Below are 17230 nucleotides of genomic sequence, written 5' to 3' on the forward strand. Positions count from 1 at the left end.
ATTATGGTAGTTTCTATTTCCTCAAAACTACCCTTAAACTGAAGAATCTCTGAGAAAGCCCATTAGGTACGGCATACTGATTGCCTAAGTAATCAGGAATCCACAAGTAGGAAATCTTGTTGTCTATGCCAAATAGGTTTAGAATGTCTAAACCCAACCAAACCGATTCTAAGTATTTTTTATCTTTGAGGTTAAATATTTTTGAAAAGCCAATATCTACCCTATTATATTCTGCCCCATTGAAAACTGCCCTGTACTCGGGTCTTTCAGGCACGCCGAAGGGCAAACCTGAACCATACATCAGCCTCATATTTACTCTAACAGTAGGATTATTAGGTAAATGGTCTTCAAAGAAAATAGTCAAAGTTACTCTTTGGTCAGTAGGACGGCGGATAAAACCTCTTTCATCTCCCTCGACTTTTTCTTTGGTAGAGAGTAAGCCCAAATTAAACCAAGATTCTGTCCCCTCGACAAATTCACCACTTATCCTGAAATCGGCTCCCACAGCATAAGCAACCGCATTATTTTGAGCGTAGTATCGCAATCGCATATTGTCCATGTCGTATGGAATAACATTGGTTAAGTGCTTGTAATACAGCTCGGAAATGAACTTAAAAGGTCTGTTCCATTTTTTAAAATTCCAATCCATGCCTAAAATTGCATGAATAGAAGTTTGGGCTTTCAAATCTTTGTTAAGTTGCCCTTCAAAATTTCTCAGCTCTCGATAAAAGGGAGGTTGTTGGTAAAGTCCCAAAGAAGTACTGAACAAAATATCTTTTTTCCAATTGGGTTTGACGGCGTATTGGATTCTTGGGCTAATGAGCCATTGATTGTTCAGCGACCAGTAGTTTAGGCGAACCCCATACGTCAGCGTTTGCCTTTCCCCTATCCAATGGGCTTGCTGTACATAAGCAGTTAGTCGTGAGGAGTTTAAGCTAACTTCTGTATTCAGTCTTTCCGTAATAGTTACATAATCAGCAGAGTCAATAAAATTGTACTGATTGATTCTATCCTCAATATTTTCATTAGAAAAGCGAATACCAAATTCTATTTTCCTTTTGTTATTAGGGCGATACTCATTGCGACTCTCCGCCGCAAAAATATGGGCATCAAGGAAATTTCTGCCATAGTTATACAAACTACCAAAACCCCTGATAAACAGACATGTATTAAAATCAGGAGAATTTAAGTCTGTATTTACATCGCAAAGTCTGTAACCTCCTTCTGTATTAATAAACTCTCGTTCAAGGGTTTTCATTCCAGAAAACAGGATTCGGGTAATGAATTTTTCTGAAAGATAATAGGCTAAGTTTGTTCCTATCTGCCAAGTGTCATAGTTCATTGCTTCCTGCCCCCTGAAGTCGACAGTCAGCCGCAAGGATTGGTTAAATGTGCCAAAATCCGTCCTACGTGTCTGGGGAATGGTCAAGTAGCGATTGCGAGCATAAGATAGCAAGACGGAAAGTTCTGCTTTTTTTCCTATGTCTATATTGAAAAAACTTTGCACATCGGTAAAATTGGGGAAGTACTCCCCACGAGTCGGCAAAGTATTAAAAAGGTAACGCCCTAATTTCTGCCTGACTCCTATTAAATAGCTGAATTTCTGATTTTTAGTACTTCCCTCTATATGCCCTGAGCCACCCAATAAGCCAGCAGCAAAGGAAGCATGAAACTCTTTGGGCTTTTTATAGCTAATACTCAATACCGAAGAGAGTTTGTCCCCATATTTTGCTTGCCAACCTCCTGAGGAGAACTCCACACTTTTGACCATCTCAGGGTTAATGAAACTTAGCCCTTCTTGTTGCCCTGCACGCACTAAAAAAGGGCGATAAATTTCTATGTTATTGACATAGACCAAGTTTTCCTCAAAATTTCCCCCCCTTACGTTGTAAGCACTTGATAGCTCACTATTCCCACTTATCCCTAAGCCGACTGTGCTAATAGCTTGGTTAAAATCTCCAAAAGGAGAAGGAATATTTTTCAAAGCATTGGGATTCAGGTCTATCGTTCCCGCTTCTACTCTTGCTTTGTCCTGACTTTCTTTGACTTCTACTTCTTTGAGGGTTTGTGTTCTTACGTTTAGTATCACATCAATTTTCAGATTTTCTCCATTTTTGAGCGTAATCTTTTTATTTACAGAAAGATAGCTAATGTGAGTAAAAACCAAAGTATAAGAGCCTTGTGGTACATCAAACTGATAGTAGCCCAAAGAATCTGAGGTAGTGCCTATATTTTTCCCTTGCAAGGCAATATTGACCAGAGGTACAGCCTGCCCTAAGTTATTAGTAATTCTGCCGCTAATAGTTTGAGCAAGAGAGAGTTTTGAGAAAAATAATAAGACCAAAACAAGAGAAAAGAGGCTTTTCATTATATTAAGTTTATAAGTGAGGTTTTCCTTCTTTGACAAAGATAGAATTACTCTTGCAGTTTTCCGTAGTAAATCTAATCCCTTTTGTAATTTTGCAAGATATTTTGAAAAAATATTTAGCAAATGATTGTTGTAGGTAATGCGATTCTTAGCGATGACATTGCAGAAAATGAATTTGTCTGCAACTTAGAGAAGTGCAAAGGAGGCTGTTGCGAGGCGGGAGATTTAGGTGCCCCTCTGGTAAAGGAGGAATTAGCGGTATTAGAGGAAATTTATGAAAGTGTAAAGCCTTATTTGGACGAGGAGGGCATACAAGCCATAGAGGAACAGGGAAAGTATGTACTTGATTTTGAAGGAGATTACTCTACGCCTATGGTTAGAGGAAAAGCCTGTGCCTATGCCATAAAAGACAAAAAAGGAATATGGGCTTGTGGCATAGAAAAAGCCTACTTAGAAGGAAAAATCAGTTTTCAAAAGCCTATTTCCTGTCATCTGTACCCTATTCGTATTACTAAATACGATGATTTTGAGGCATTGAACTATCACCGTTGGGATATTTGTAGCCCTGCTTGTAGCTTGGGAAAAGAACTAAGTGTACCTTTGTATCGCTTTTTGAAAGAGGCACTTATCCGCAAATACGGAGTAAGGTGGTATGAGGAGTTAGTCCAACAAATAGAAAAAGGAGAAAAACAAACCATTTATCAAACATGAACAAGAGAGTCCAGATTATTGCTTTGGTCTTATTATTAGCCTTTTTACTGCCCTTTGCGCTTCCTTTTATCAGAAATTTATTTTCTGAAAAAAGAAACCAAACACTCACAGAGGAATATTTAAAGAATACCTCTACGAGTACTGCTCCCGTTTTTAAAAAAGAGGGAGAACTCAGTTTTATAAAAAAGGATAACCAACAAGAAATCAAAAAGATAGACATAGAAATTGCAGACAGCGATGGAGAACGCCAGCAAGGGCTAATGTATCGCACCCAATTGGAAGACAGTCAGGGAATGTTGTTTATTTTTCCTGAAACTGAGATGCAATCTTTTTGGATGAAGAATACATTGATTTCCTTAGATATTCTCTTTGTAAATGAAAATATGGAAATAGTTACTATCCAAAAGTATGCTCAACCCAAGTCAGAGCAGTCCCTCCGCTCTACCAAACCAGCCAAATACGTGGTAGAGGTCAATGCAGGATTTTGCGACCGCTATCAAGTAAATGAAGGGGATTTGGTGAAGTTTTGATTGTAAGAAAGTGAAATAACGTAAAAGCCTTGAATTAACATTATTTTCTCACTTCCTTACCGTAATAATCACTCTTTGATAACGAGTCAAAGACGGTACACCATCATCGCTGGCTTCAAGGATAAGATGAATAGTTTGCCCTGCTTTGGCATCATTAGGAATAAGCACTTCTGTTTGTAATGCATGAGGTTGTGAGATTTCTACTTCGCCCAAATAAGTACCCACATGGAATTGCCACCATTTTGTAGTAACTTTGTTGCCGTCGGGGTCTGAAACTGCACCGTAAAGGGTAACTTTCTGCCCTGCGGAAGCTAAAATACTCGAGGGAACTTGCAAACTGACTATAGGTTCATGGTTCGCATCGGAATACTTACTTGTAACTGACCATTTTAACCGATTGGCAAAATCTCGCTGTGCCTGTGGGAAGAAATTAGGAAAGGCTCTTTCTTCTTGATTTCGTTGGCTATTTTGCGAACCCATGCTTGTCGCCATTTCATCTAAACTCAAAGAGGCTGAAAAAACATCTCTCTCATTTGGGCTTTCTACGGCTTTACCTCCCCAGCCACCATAAGAGCCTTTTTCGTAGGCACGCAAGCCATTGCCCAGCATATTCATAAAGGTAGGGTTATCGCCTTCTCCTAACCATGAGCCTTTCTCTTGCACGGGCATCCAAACGAAGTAGCCCATTTTTTTCAATTCTTCATTAGTATAGCCCGAAAGCCCAAAATAGTCCACCTTATCGTCTTTGACCATTTGCTTGCCATCACCCCAGACCCGATACAAAGCCCCCAAAGCCCCACGACTCAATACGTTTTCTCTCATCCAAGAGGGTGTCAAGTATTCCGCATTCTCTGGCAATGCCTTTATCTGCGCTCCGTAGCCGTAGTTAGGTCCGCCCCTGAACTGTCGGTACTCTATCTCCCCCCAATTGGGTTTGATGTAGGTAGCGTAGGTATCATCTTGGTCGCCAGAAGGTAACAACACTACTTTTCGTGCTATTTTCTTTTTTAAGGCTTCCCAATCGGTGGTGTATTCGTACTGCTCTTGTATGGATTTGAGCGCGCGTGCAATCGTGCTATGCCCTCCCCAAGCAGTGATGAACAACTGCCCGGGTTTGTTGTCTAAAATCAGCGATTTTATCAGGTTAGAGCCTTCCGAGTCTTTGGAAATATCCCCATCAAATTCTATGTTTCCAAAGCGAATTTTTGATTTGAGAAAATCGGGGGAAGGATAGTTGGGATTGTGTGTTTTCAAATTAGGATACACTTTTTCGTAAGCCTCTACAATGTCGTGAATAAAGCGTTCATCTTTTGCCCAACGCCATGATTCGCAAGGGCAAGTACCCATCTTAAAGCGGTCATATTCTCTGTTAGGCACAAACCATTTTGTACCTTTGCCATCTCCTTTCCAGTGAAACTGACTGCTTGCATAGATAAGCCCCTCTATCTCTACATCGGTACTGTAAAGCAGAAAACGAATCAAGGAATTGTTGTCATCGAGTTCAGGGTCAGCAGTAATGACTATGCGTGGACGGGCTATCTGTGCATCAACCTGATGGAAGCTAAAAAATACCATTGTCAAACCTAATAAGTAGGGGAAAAATCTTTGTTTTATACGTAATAAGTTGGGAATCATGGTGGTAAGTGTTTTAGAATAAGTGAATTTTCTTAATAAATTTCTTTAAAAAAACGCACATTTCCCAAATTAGAATTTGGATTTTGCAAACTAAATGTTTTTTCGCTGGTTAATATCGGTGATTTATTGGTTTTATTGCTACTATTTTGAGTGTATGTATGGGTTTCTTAAGCAAGACTGTATATCATACTAAAAAAAATGATTTTTCAATCCCTTTCTCTTGCTGAGAAAGGGACTTTGGTTCTCTGACACTTTTTCCAATGAACAATACTACATCTAACTTTAAGCCCGTAGGGCTGTCATCTTGATAGAAAAAAGTAAGCCTAACCTATATTTAGCAACGTCGTAGGCGTGAAATATGCCACCGCTACGCGGTTTTATTCATTATTTTCTACAAAAATAGCACACCTACTGTGTTAGTCTGAAAGTCCAATGCTTACATAAGTTTTACACAGGAAGTGTCAGAGAACAGGGACTTTGGAGTAAAGAAAATTTCAAAAATACTTTTGATTGAGTATAATTTATATTTTCTTAAAGGGTTGTCAGTGAGGACACTGACAATAGTAGAAATAATTTTGGAATACGGATTTTGCAGATTAGATAGATTTTCACTGATGAATTACTTAAAAAATCTGTGTTTTATCCGTGAAATCAGTATTATCCGTGTTCCTTAAATAGTCAGTAACAATTTAGATGAATTAACCAGCCATGATTGGAAAAGTAGTCTATTGAAAATCAGATACTAAAAACTCTTAAAAAAAACAGCACTTACAAGAGTTAAAACCTTGTAAGTGCTGTTAATGAATGAATTAAAAATCTCATTCTTATTTGACTTATTACCAATCTATCTAAGCCATCGCTTCTTTTACTCTCTGAGCGGCATCTTTGAGCAGAATAGCAGGGGTGATTTTCAAGCCTGATTCTCCCAAAATTTTTGCTCCTTCTTCTGCATTTGTTCCTTGCAGGCGAACAATGATAGGAACTTTAATGTCGCCAATTTTCTTGTAAGCCTCAACTACGCCATTGGCTACTCTATCGCAACGCACAATTCCGCCGAAAATATTAATGAGAATAGCTTTTACATTGGGGTCTTGCAAGATGATTCTGAAACCTGCTTCTACGGTTTGGGCATTTGCGCCACCGCCTACGTCAAGGAAGTTAGCAGGCTCGCCACCTGAGAGTTTGATGATGTCCATAGTTGCCATAGCCAAGCCTGCTCCGTTTACCATACAGCCCACATTTCCATCGAGTTTCACATAGTTCAAGCCAGAAGCAGAGGCTTCTACTTCTAAGGGGTCTTCCTCCGCCAAATCTCTCATGTCAGCCAATTCTTTGTGGCGGAAAAGAGAATTGTCATCTAAGTTTACTTTGGCATCTACGGCAAGTATCTTGTTATCAGAGGTTTTCAATACGGGATTGATTTCAAACAGAGAGGCATCTATGCTTTCATACGCCTTGTAAAGAGCAAAAAGGAATTTGACCATTTCTTTGAAGGCATTGCCTTCTAAGCCAAAAGCAAAGGCAATTTTGCGAGCTTGGAAAGGTTGCAAACCTACGCTTGGGTCTATCCATTCTTTAATGATTTTTTCAGGGGTATCGTGGGCTACTGCTTCTATGTCCATGCCTCCTTCTGTACTGGCGATGATGACGTTGCACCCTTTTGCCCTGTCGAGCATGATGCTCAAGTAGTATTCTTTAGGCTCTGACTCGCCTGGATAGTACACGTCCTCGGCTACCAAAATTTTATGTACTTTCTTGCCCTCAGGACCTGTTTGTGGAGTTACTAATTGCATTCCTAAGATTTGCTTAGAAAGCTCTGTAACTTGCTCATAGTTTTTAGCTAATTTGATACCCCCGCCTTTTCCTCTACCTCCAGCGTGGATTTGTGCCTTGATAACGAACCACTTTGTACCTGTTTCTGCATTGAGTTGGCGTGCCGCATCTAATGCCGCTTGTGGAGTGGTGGCTACTACGCCCTCTTGTACCCTTACTCCATAGCTTTTCAAAATATCTTTGGCTTGGTATTCGTGTATGTTCATTTTGAAATGATAGATAATGAATAGTGAAATAATGCGATTTTGAATTATTCCCAAAAATAAATAAATTGTGTAGGAATAAAACATTTCACTTGAAATTTTTGAGAAAAATTCATTTAGCTTTTCTTTTTCTTTGCTTGTTTTTTACGCTTCTCCTCCTCCGCTTTTTTCTTCTTTTTCTCTACTTCTTTCTTGCGCTTTTCGGCTTCTTTTAGTTTTTTCTCTTGTGCTTTCTGCTTTTCTGTGCTTACTTTTTGCTTTTGTTTTTCGCTTTCTTTCTTGTTCTTTTCCAAGGTCTTAGCACGCTCCTCCGCTTTCTTTTGCTTTTCCTTCTCCGCTTTTTCCTTTGCTTTCTGGTTTTTGAGTTGGGTAGGGGTGAGCTTTTTCTTCTCTACATTTTTAGGAGTTGTCTGTATCTTATTTTCATTTTTTTGCTGACTTTCTTTTAGCAAACCTTGCTTTCTAAGCCACTCTTGGCGGCGTTCCTTTTTCTGTTCTTGTTTTTTCCTCTCTTTCTCTGCATCGTATCTGGTCAGAGGGGCATAGACTGAGAGTTTGATTTGCAAGCTATTATCTCTTGCTGAAGCACTCCCGAATTCGCCAATATTGTCCAAGTAATCGCTTCTTGGGTTCAGCAAACCTACCTCTGCCCCAACTGCGACCTTGCTTGCCTTGAACTTGTACATAGCCCCTACATTGACGGGTATGACAAAAGCAGTAGTAGGCAGGGTTTCGCCTAAGGCGCGTGTTTCAGGCTGGTTTGCTAATTTCTGATTGCGAATATCTTTGGGCGTAAAACGCATGATGCCGATATTCGGATTGAGATAGACCGTTAGAAAATCCGTCTTAATTGCATTGAGGCGCAACCCCAAAGAAAACTGCACAAAATTGGTTTTAAAAAAAGTATTGTTACGCGGTGGATTTAGATAGTCGTAGTTTGTATTTTGTCCTACCAAATTCCCAATAGACAGGCTTGCTGTAGGATTAAACCAGCGATGTTGGTCAGAAAAAGCCCCAATATGGAAAGCCGAAGACCATTTCTGATAGCTTGGGCTGAGGTCGCCTTTGTACGCATTGGCACTGCCACTTACTTGTAGGTACACATCTACCAAAGATTTTTCTTGAGCAAAAGTAATTTGAGCAATGAAAAAAAGAAAAAATATGATTAATGTTCTGAAAATCATGGACTTGTCTAATTAGTGAAAGAAAAGGGTATCTGTTTATCAGCTAAAATATATATATTAGCAAAAAACTTTCCGATAATGCTTAGAGGTGAGATTTTAAGAATAAAAAAACCGCAACTTAGGTTACGGTTTAGGTTTTAGGGTATATCATTTTGCTTATCAAAAAGTTGCTTCACTACTTTCCCAAACTCTATGATTTGGTCAGTTCCACATTTAACTTTCTCAATCAATGTATTAGAGTTAGCTAATTTGCTTTGAACTTTATTATTTATGGTTCGGTACTGTGTTTGGCACTTTTCTATACAACTTTGTCGTACATTTTTCTCAACTACAAAAACTGATAAAACAAGCATTACCAGTATGATTTGTATGGTGGTAAGCCTTTTTCTGAATTTCATGTTTGTTTGACAATTGATATAGATAGTACGCAATACACACCAGTTAGGTTCAGAGGAAAGTGTTAAAACTTTATAAAGTTTTGAATTTTTTTTCAGGTGTGCCTAAAAGCATGATGGAATAGTTCCTAATTGTGATTTTGTGTAGCAAACTTTATTTTTTTATAACAAAATCTATACAAAATATTTTTTCTTTCTCAAAAACTTCCTAACTTTGCACCCTCAAAAATTAAAAAAATTTTTTTCACAAAAAACATGATTGGATATAATTACGAAACTGTATTCATTCTAAATCCCGTTTTGTCTGAAAAAGAGGCAAAGGATACAGTACAAAAGTTCAAAGAGGTATTGACTCAGCATAATGCTGACGTGTATCATGTGGAAGAATGGGGTATTAGGAAATTAGCTTATCCCATACAGCACAAAAGTACAGGCTATTATGCTCTGATGGAGTTTAGCGGTAGCAAAGATAGCGTAAAGCTATTGGAAACTGAGTTTAGACGCGATGAGCGCGTGATGCGTTTCTTGACCACTGCGTTGGACAAATATGCTTTAGAGTACAACGCCAGAAGAAGGAAAGGAGAGTTTAACAGAAGTAAGGAAAACACTATCGTAAAACCTAAAAAAGAAAACTTAGCGGAGGAGTTATAATTAAGCCATGACACTTATCAATGAATCAGTCAATAGGGTAGAGCAAAGAAAAAAGTATTGCCGTTTTAGGAAAAATGGTATCAAGTACATAGACTATAAAGACCCTAACTTTTTGTTGAAGTTTATCAACGAGCAAGGTAAGATTTTACCTCGTAGGCTAACAGGTACAAGCGCAAAGTATCAGCGCAAGGTAGCACAGGCAGTAAAAAAAGCAAGACATTTGGCTCTTTTGCCTTATGTGGCGGATAACTTGAAATAATTTTCAATCATAAAGACATTAATATCAAGATGGAAATCATATTAAAAGAAGACATTGCAGGGCTTGGCTATAAAAATGATGTAGTAAAAGTACGCGACGGATATGGACGCAACTACCTTATTCCAAGAGGTTTAGCAGTAATGGCTACTGATTCTGCAAAGAAAGTAGTCGCTGAAAATATCAAGCAAGCCGCTCACAAAGCTGAAAAATTGAAAACAGATGCACTTTCTCTCGCAGAAAGAATAGGAGATACTACTCTCGATATTTACACTAAAGCAGGCGAAAGTGGGAAAATATTTGGTGCAGTTACTACTTTGCAAATCTCTGATGCTTTGAAAGAAAAAGGATTTGAAGTAGATAGAAAGAGAATCTCTCTGAAAACTGAGGTGAAAAACTTAGGGCAATATGTCGCTATCTTGGACTTGCACAAAGAAGTGAAGAAAGAAGTAGTTTTCAACGTGATTGCAGAGTAGCATTAGGTTCATAAAAGATAAAAAAGAGGCTAACTTTTTATGGTAGCCTCTTTTTTTATTTTATCTGAATGTAAATAGTTCACTTCTTGCACTTAGCTCTCTCTCATTGGTCATAAATTTGAGAACAAGATTTACCTTTTGAGGAAGTTTTAAGGTTTTTTCTTCTACTAATACTACATAAATAGTAATACTTTCTCCACTTTTACACTCATAGGGTTCTTGAGAGGAAGGTTTAAAAAGATACCTATAGTTGTCTTCTTCTTTAGGAATATGCACCCACCAGATAGATTTTTCATCTCCTCTCTGGCTGTCTTCTTCCAATTTTCCCAGCTCTTTTTGGTCAGTGATAGGAAGATTTATTTTGCGTGTGGCTTCTACTTGCAAACCTGTGATGTAGAGCGTATTTCTACTTCTATTTTGCATGGTAAAGGCTAAAGCAGATAAGTCTTTGCACATACATCTTTCCTCTACTGCTTGGAGGTTATTAATTTTTTTTACACTCACAATTTTAAAATCTTTATGCCTGTTGCGGCGGTTGTTTTGTGCTGTTCCTACTGTCCATACAAGTAGAAATAGGCAAATGGTCAAAAACGCTCTCATTATCATTTAGCAGAAAAAAGAATTAGGTAATATATTAAAAATTAGCTTACTGGTATTCAGAATACAAAGCACCTTCTTCAAAATAGAAACTTTTTGAAAGAGCATAAGTTCTTTGTACAGTAATAAAGTGTACTACAAATTCTGCACTTGTATCAGGAAGAAGATAATTATTTTGCTTTTTTTGATAAAAAACTATGGGCAAAACGATTTGTTTTTCCCTTGGACAGTGAAAAGAAGGTGTTACAGCATAAAGATAATGAGTATTTGGGTACTCATTAGGAATCTCTATGGCAAAAATGTTAGGTTCTTGAGAGGTATCGCTTATTTTTCGCAAGACACCTGCTCTACTATTAAAATATAAGTCTTCATTATTTCTTTGGGCTTCTACTTTAATATATGCGATGTCAAAATCTTGATTACCTTTGTTGTGCAAGATAAAGTTCAGCACCATCAATCCTTTGTAATCATTGCTTAGATAGTCTTCCGTCTTATCTTCCTTGATATTGATGACTTTAAGTTTGTCCACATTAGGATTGTCAAAGTCTATTGTTACTTCAAGAAATTTAGTGATTTCTTTGAAAGAGTCTGCTATTGTCAAAGTATCTTTTTTAATAGGCGGGAGTGCAGGTTGAGAATGATTCTCCGAGGGTACGTTGAGTAGCTTGTACAAAGACAAAGCTAAAACTGCTGCTACCAAACTAAGCAAAAACTTGCTCTCGAGCAGAAAAAGAGGAATAAAAGACATGAGCAGTTTTTTGGGTGGTGGGGGAGGGGCTTCTGGATTTCTTACTCTTGCCGCAATAAGTTTTGCTAATTTAGATACACTTATGTTGTTGGCTTCTACCAGCCTAATGTTGCGAATGAGCGTAAATATGGGATTGTTTTCTATGTACTTATAAGTTACCCCATAAGCTACAGGAATGATATACTGAGGGGCTTTGTTATAGCAACCATTCTCAAACTCTATCTTGTGCCAGTTTCGCTGGTAGTGCTTGCTGATGAGCGGAAGGAAAAAAGGAGCGTGATGTAAAGCATGGCTAATTTCTCCATAGATGTTACCCGCAATGCCTACATTCTTGGCACTGCACCATGCTTTAATGCCTTCTTTTTGCAGAGCTTCGCAAAGCTTTACTGCATAAGCCTCATTCTCATCTGCAAAACTGATAAAAATATCGTACTCTGTCATAAATATAGTTTGAATAGTTACTACTGCATTGCTTTATTGCTTCTATTTGACTGACCTAATTTAGTAGCTAATTTACTCATTATTTTGGTAAAAATTGACTTAGGAAGCATAAAATAATTGTTACTTTATGAACTAAGAATTAAATTATATGTTATAACTATAAATGTTTTAACTAATACTTTTTTTTATAAATATGATTAAAAATATAAAGAAAATATATGGCAGTCGCCCTCAATCCGTAGGAGATGGATTTGTAGGCAAAAATGCCTTGTCTGCCCAACACTATAAAGAGTTTAGTCCTTTTCTTATGCTTGACCATCACGGTCCTATGCAGGTAGTGCCTTCGGATATACCCAAAGGAGTAGATGAACACCCTCACAGAGGCATAGAAACTGTTACTTTGGTATTTGAGGGGGCATTGCAGCATAGAGACTCGGCGGGAAACAGAGGCACCCTCAGAGCAGGAGATATGCAATGGATGACAGCCGCTTCGGGTATCGTTCATGAAGAAAAGCACGAATTGTCCTTTTCTAAGCAAGGAGGGGTGTTGAACTTTATCCAACTGTGGACTAACCTGCCAAGCAAGTACAAAATGACGCCGCCGCGTTATCAAGAAATCAGTGCTTCGCAAATTCCGAAAGCAGAAATTGCTCAAAATGTATTAGTTCGCGTGTTCTCAGGGGAGCTGGCTGGTTTGAAAGGGGTAGCAAAAACTTACACGCCTATTTTACTGGCAGAGTTAAAAATCTCAGGACAGAGCGAGTTTCAGTTGTCTGTTCCGCAAGGTTATAACTTAGGCTTGTATGTGATAGACGATGAGATTTTTGTCAATGGAGAAACTCAAATCAAAGCAGGGCAGATTGCTTCCTTCCAACAGGAAGGTGAGATAATCCATTTTCATACAAAAGGGAAGGCGCATGTGCTACTTTTAGGAGGAGAACCTATCCAAGAGCCTATCGCTACTTACGGACCTTTTGTAATGAATACACAAGCAGAGATTATGCAAGCGATACAGGACTACCAGATGGGCAAGATGGGACATCTGGTATAAAAAATAAAGTAGATACCAAAAAAGTTCCTACCTCTTTGACGGTGGGAACTTTTTAAGGTAGAGAAAATATATTTTTGCAGGTAAATTAATCCCCAAACCTGAACCCTACGCTAATAGTATTGATTTCTGGGGCTTTATCTTTCGCAAAAAGCGTATTGAGGTCGTAGTTAGCAAAAAGTTTTATCCACCTGAACCCTACTTGCCCTGTGATGCCATATCTAAAACTATTCAGGTAATAACTATCGCGGTCTTTTTGCTTTTCGCCATTATTAGTTACTGCCTTTGTCCAGCTATCTATTCTATAGCCTACGTAGCCTCCTAAACCTACCCTCAGTCCCCAATACCTTCTGCCTACCTCGAAAAGCATAGGGATATTTAAGTAAGTAGCTGCCAATTTTGATTTTTTCAAACCATTAGGGTCAAGACTTAGCTCTAAGGCATTAGGTTGCATACTCAATCTTACATCTTTGGTAAACATGAAATTGTACCAAGAAACTTCTATGCCCATTTTTAAGCGTGCATACCTGCTGAAATTGAACACGTTATTATAATTAAACGCTACGTAGTTTGACCTTGCAGGGATAAGTTCGTACAGAGTACCTGTCAATGAGCCTTCTTTGGGAATAAAAGCATTCATCCCTACGTCTATACCAAACTCATGACTCAGGTTAGTTCTGTATCTTCTTTTTACTTCACGGTTATCGTCATCTCGTCTGCGGTCGTTGTTGTTCCAACTTACATCTACTTTTATGTTGGTATTAGTATCTTTGACCTTATCAAAGAAAACGATAGTTTCTCCATTGCCTTTTTTGATAATGCGATAATCTCCACTGTTGTCTTTGATTATGGCGGTATCTGCCAACTGAGTGGCATCTAAGTACTTAAATAGATTCCTCAATGCGCCTCTATCATACATGGCTTGGAGTTTTTCTTTGTCTTTGGCTTCTGCCAAGTAAATGACTATTCTTTTGTTGCCATACTGAACAACCATGCTGTCCTCCGCTAATAACTCCTCCGTTGGTTTTGCTGAAACCGCATTGCCTACTGCTAAAAGAAAAAATAGGCTTAAAAAACTCATTAAAAACTTTTTCATGGATATAATGTAAATTAAATGACTGTACAAATTTTTAAATTTTTGAGAAACAATGCCCCTCTCTTCCAATCTAAGAAAATCGGATAAGTATTTGAAAAACAAGACGTAAATTATTATTTAAAATTGTGATGATATTTCTTACTCATTATGCTGCTTTTGTTGCTCGCTTTGCTGATGCTTTTTAGCAAAAATCTTATCTGCACTAATTCCGAAGATGCTCACATTGGATTTTTCAGGTCTATCTTCGTACTCCTCGTATTTCTCTCGCTCTTTTTCCCTGTTTTTTCTCATGTTATTGACCATTTTCTTAAACCAAGATTTTTTACCTACTTCTATCCCTTTTTCCTCTTCGTACTGCTCCTCTACTCTGACAACTATGGCAAAACTTTCTTCTTGCTCAGAAGAGGTTAGAACTTTTGAGCTAACATCTTCTTTTTCTATTTTTTGGGTAGTATTCTGGGCTATGACCTCTTCGCTAATTCCTTTATTTAGGTTTTCATCAGTTGCTGGTTGGATATTTTTTTGTACTAACTGATTGACTTCCAAATTATTCAATTTAGCTGCCTGAGCCACTTTCTTTGTTATCTTGTCTTGTCTAAGTAGAGATTGTTTTTTTTCTGAACCTTTTTTCAAGTCTGCATTTTCCATTTCTTTTCCGCTTTTATCTGGAAGGATAGCTACTTGTTCTGCTTTGTTAATAGCACTGTTTTTTTCCTGTACTTTATTGAGATTTTTATCTGTAAGTCCTTGATTTTGTTCTTTTTCATTTTGATAATAAAAGAAAGATGCTGTCAAAATCAAGGCAACTGCTGCCGCTGCTCTCCAGTACCCCACCAAACTCCTTTGCTTGATTTGCTTTCCGTAAAGAGCCTCCTCCAACTTCTTCCATGCTTGGTCAGAAGGTTCTATTTGGTGATTTTCTAACTTATTTTTAAATAATCTATCTATGCTCATGGTGTTTGTTGTTTCTAAATTAAAATTTGAGTTACTAATTTGAGTTCTTGGCTTGGATTGGTCGCTTTGTTGGTATCTGTTTGCCAATGCCTATCCATTTTTGCCAACTCGTTTTTTAACATATTTCGCGCCCTATTGAGTTGAGATTTCGAGGTGCTTTCGCTAATCCCCAATGTTTCAGCTATTTCCTTATGGCTGTACCCTTCTATGGCATAGAGGTTAAAAACTGTACGATAACCTGTGGGAAGTTTTTGCACCATAGCCAAGAGTTCCTCTGCCTCTAAGTGCTTTTCTTCTATCTGATAATCATTGTGATAGTCTGCATTTTCCGCAGGCTCTAAGTACATTTTGCTTTTTTTCCTCAATATTGCCAATGCCTCATTGACCATGATTCTGCGAATCCACCCCTCAAAACTTCCCTCTTGCCTAAAATTTTCTAATTGGGTAAACACCCTAACAAAACCATTGGTCATGGCATCTTCGGCTTCGGTTCTGTCTGACAAATAGCGCACACAGATGGCTAACATCTTGCTACTGTACTTTTTATACAAAGCCTCTTGAGCGTGCCGCTTTCCCTTCAAACAGTCAGCGATTAGGTCAGTTTCGTTTTTATATAATTTTAATAATTTGAGCATTTCTTACTTTGCTGTCAATCAATAGTATTGTTTTCTCTTTTACCAGAAATTCACTTACAAGATGTAAAAGTAAAAAGAAAGGTTGCTTGAGGTATTAAAAACTTTGAGAACTTTTAGATTTTATTAAAGTCAATCTTAACTTTTACTATTTTATTTTCGCTCTTTGGATAGTGGGTAACATCTAAATTTGTATTTTTAGCACCTAAATAAGTGATTTTTATTTCTAATATTTTATTGAACTAAGATATGAATGCAGAATATTATGTCATTGGGCTAATGTCAGGTACATCTTTGGACGGCTTAGACATTGCCTATTGTAGATTTTTATACTCTAACAAACAATGGTTTGTAGAACTACTACAGTCGCAAACAGTAGATTATTCCAATGAATGGAGAGAAATCCTAAGCAATATAGAAAACGGTACTGCTTTAGAGTATGCTCGTACCAATGTAGCCTTAGGAGAGTATTTTGGGCAGGAGGTGCTTAAATTTATACAACAAAATAATATTAAACGATTGGATTTTATTTCCTCTCATGGGCATACTGTTTTTCATCAACCGCAGTTACGACTTACTACACAGATAGGTAATGGGGCTTCTATTGCCGCCATTTGCGGGTATCCCGTAGTTTGTGATTTTAGGATTACTGACATGGCTTTAAACGGACAGGGCGCGCCCTTAGTGCCTATTGGGGACAAGATGCTTTTTTCTTCTTATGATTTTTGCTTGAACTTAGGAGGTATCGCCAATGTTTCCTTTGATTATCAGGGCAATAGGGTAGCTTTTGATATTTGTTTTGTCAATATTGTACTTAACTATTTGGCAAAGCAGTTGGGCAGAGAGTACGACATGAATGGAGAAATCGCGCGTACTGGGCAGATAGACGAAGAAATGTTAGAAAATTTGGAAAAACTAACTTACTATACTCTCCCTTTTCCCAAATCTTTGGGCAAGGAATGGTTCGTAAGTAATATCAAAGGAATGATTGACAATTTTCAAAGTAGCATTCCTGACAAGTTACATACCTATACTACACACGTAGCCAAGCAGATAGTCAAAGATTTACAGCCACATGCCAAGCCCAAAGCTAAGATTTTGCTCTCAGGAGGCGGAGCATTCAATGCGTACTTGGTTGAGTTAATGCGAAAATACGCTCCTGATTGGCAGATAGAACTTCCCGAGCCTAATATTATCATGTTCAAAGAAGCTATTATTTTTGGATTTTTGGGTGTGTTGCGTTGGCGAGGAGAAAATAACTGCCTCAAATCTGTAACTGGTGCAAAAAGAGATAATTGTGGTGGAGTTGTGTTTAGTTTTAGGTAATAGTTGCAAAGATTCATTCTCTTGTCCTGCTTTTTAAGAAAGTAATACCTTAGCAAATTTTTTGAGGGGCAATTTATCTCAGCGCAACACAAAATCTAAACCCAATCACCAAATAAAATATCAGTATTTTCGTAAGATTAAAAATA

The 17230-nt window shown here is 37.9% G+C and carries 17 protein-coding genes; 7 read left to right on the plus strand and 10 right to left on the minus strand.

The window, feature by feature from the left end:
* Positions 1 to 13: 13 nt before the first annotated feature.
* Positions 14 to 2368 carry a TonB-dependent receptor gene (locus BM141_RS01900; RefSeq protein WP_091539058.1) on the minus strand — a complete coding sequence of 785 codons (2355 nt, stop codon included), beginning with the start codon at positions 2366 to 2368 and terminating at the stop codon, positions 14 to 16.
* Positions 2369 to 2491: 123 nt separating this feature from the next.
* Between BM141_RS01900 and BM141_RS01905 the strand changes: the two genes are divergently transcribed.
* Together BM141_RS01905 and BM141_RS01910 are read left to right on the plus strand one after the other, a co-directional pair.
* Positions 2492 to 3079: a DUF3109 family protein gene (locus tag BM141_RS01905; RefSeq protein WP_091539061.1), complete on the plus strand. Its 588-nt coding sequence runs from the start codon at positions 2492 to 2494 to the stop codon at positions 3077 to 3079.
* On the plus strand, positions 3076 to 3609 hold the full coding sequence (locus BM141_RS01910) for a DUF192 domain-containing protein (RefSeq protein WP_091539063.1): 534 nt from the start codon (positions 3076 to 3078) through the stop codon (positions 3607 to 3609). Before BM141_RS01905 ends, BM141_RS01910 begins: the two co-directional genes overlap by 4 nt.
* Positions 3610 to 3657: 48 nt before the next feature.
* Here BM141_RS01910 and BM141_RS01915 read toward each other — a convergent pair whose 3' ends face one another.
* From BM141_RS01915 to BM141_RS01930, 4 genes are all read right to left on the minus strand, one after another.
* The gene (locus tag BM141_RS01915; RefSeq protein ID WP_245763962.1) at positions 3658 to 5244 is read right to left on the minus strand and encodes a DUF1593 domain-containing protein; all 1587 of its coding nucleotides are present in this window, start codon (positions 5242 to 5244) and stop codon (positions 3658 to 3660) included.
* Between the two features lie 848 nt (positions 5245 to 6092).
* A complete protein-coding gene (gene sucC, locus BM141_RS01920; protein ID WP_091539176.1) occupies positions 6093 to 7283 on the minus strand; it encodes an ADP-forming succinate--CoA ligase subunit beta in 1191 nt (396 codons plus the stop codon).
* Positions 7284 to 7396: 113 nt separating this feature from the next.
* Positions 7397 to 8464 carry a hypothetical protein gene (locus BM141_RS01925; protein WP_091539069.1) on the minus strand — a complete coding sequence of 356 codons (1068 nt, stop codon included), beginning with the start codon at positions 8462 to 8464 and terminating at the stop codon, positions 7397 to 7399.
* Positions 8465 to 8601: 137 nt separating this feature from the next.
* Complete coding sequence (locus BM141_RS01930) at positions 8602 to 8862, minus strand: hypothetical protein (protein WP_091539072.1); 261 nt, start codon at positions 8860 to 8862, stop codon at positions 8602 to 8604.
* A gap of 252 nt (positions 8863 to 9114) precedes the next feature.
* Here BM141_RS01930 and rpsF point away from each other — a divergent pair, with 252 nt between their 5' ends.
* Genes rpsF through rplI form a run of 3 tightly spaced genes read left to right on the plus strand, consistent with a single transcriptional unit; the run spans position 9115 to position 10242 of the window.
* Complete coding sequence (gene rpsF, locus BM141_RS01935) at positions 9115 to 9510, plus strand: 30S ribosomal protein S6 (protein WP_091539074.1); 396 nt, start codon at positions 9115 to 9117, stop codon at positions 9508 to 9510.
* A 7-nt stretch (positions 9511 to 9517) separates the two neighbouring features.
* Complete coding sequence (gene rpsR / locus BM141_RS01940) at positions 9518 to 9769, plus strand: 30S ribosomal protein S18 (protein ID WP_091539077.1); 252 nt, start codon at positions 9518 to 9520, stop codon at positions 9767 to 9769.
* A gap of 29 nt (positions 9770 to 9798) precedes the next feature.
* On the plus strand, positions 9799 to 10242 hold the full coding sequence (rplI, locus tag BM141_RS01945) for a 50S ribosomal protein L9 (protein WP_091539080.1): 444 nt from the start codon (positions 9799 to 9801) through the stop codon (positions 10240 to 10242).
* Between the two features lie 60 nt (positions 10243 to 10302).
* Here rplI and BM141_RS01950 read toward each other — a convergent pair whose 3' ends face one another.
* Both BM141_RS01950 and BM141_RS01955 read right to left on the minus strand, forming a co-directional pair.
* Positions 10303 to 10842 (minus strand): hypothetical protein, encoded by a 540-nt coding sequence (locus tag BM141_RS01950; protein WP_091539083.1) that lies wholly within the window; start codon positions 10840 to 10842, stop codon positions 10303 to 10305.
* Positions 10843 to 10888: 46 nt separating this feature from the next.
* On the minus strand, positions 10889 to 12028 hold the full coding sequence (locus tag BM141_RS01955; RefSeq protein ID WP_091539086.1) for a toll/interleukin-1 receptor domain-containing protein: 1140 nt from the start codon (positions 12026 to 12028) through the stop codon (positions 10889 to 10891).
* A 193-nt stretch (positions 12029 to 12221) separates the two neighbouring features.
* Between BM141_RS01955 and BM141_RS01960 the strand changes: the two genes are divergently transcribed.
* Positions 12222 to 13079: a pirin family protein gene (locus tag BM141_RS01960; RefSeq protein ID WP_091539089.1), complete on the plus strand. Its 858-nt coding sequence runs from the start codon at positions 12222 to 12224 to the stop codon at positions 13077 to 13079.
* 85 nt (positions 13080 to 13164) lie between these two features.
* Here BM141_RS01960 and BM141_RS01965 read toward each other — a convergent pair whose 3' ends face one another.
* The 3 genes from BM141_RS01965 to BM141_RS01975 form a co-directional block, all read right to left on the minus strand.
* On the minus strand, positions 13165 to 14172 hold the full coding sequence (locus BM141_RS01965; RefSeq protein ID WP_091539092.1) for an outer membrane beta-barrel protein: 1008 nt from the start codon (positions 14170 to 14172) through the stop codon (positions 13165 to 13167).
* 138 nt (positions 14173 to 14310) lie between these two features.
* Positions 14311 to 15213 carry a hypothetical protein gene (locus BM141_RS01970; RefSeq protein WP_221407616.1) on the minus strand — a complete coding sequence of 301 codons (903 nt, stop codon included), beginning with the start codon at positions 15211 to 15213 and terminating at the stop codon, positions 14311 to 14313.
* The gene (locus BM141_RS01975; RefSeq protein ID WP_091539099.1) at positions 15141 to 15761 is read right to left on the minus strand and encodes an RNA polymerase sigma factor; all 621 of its coding nucleotides are present in this window, start codon (positions 15759 to 15761) and stop codon (positions 15141 to 15143) included. The genes BM141_RS01970 and BM141_RS01975 overlap by 73 nt, the downstream gene beginning before the upstream one ends.
* A gap of 246 nt (positions 15762 to 16007) precedes the next feature.
* Between BM141_RS01975 and BM141_RS01980 the strand changes: the two genes are divergently transcribed.
* Positions 16008 to 17084 (plus strand): anhydro-N-acetylmuramic acid kinase, encoded by a 1077-nt coding sequence (locus BM141_RS01980; protein WP_091539102.1) that lies wholly within the window; start codon positions 16008 to 16010, stop codon positions 17082 to 17084.
* The last annotated feature ends 146 nt before the right edge of the window (positions 17085 to 17230 follow it).

The sequence above is a fragment of the Thermoflexibacter ruber genome (assembly GCF_900113045.1).
Taxonomy (GTDB): domain Bacteria; phylum Bacteroidota; class Bacteroidia; order Cytophagales; family Thermoflexibacteraceae; genus Thermoflexibacter; species Thermoflexibacter ruber.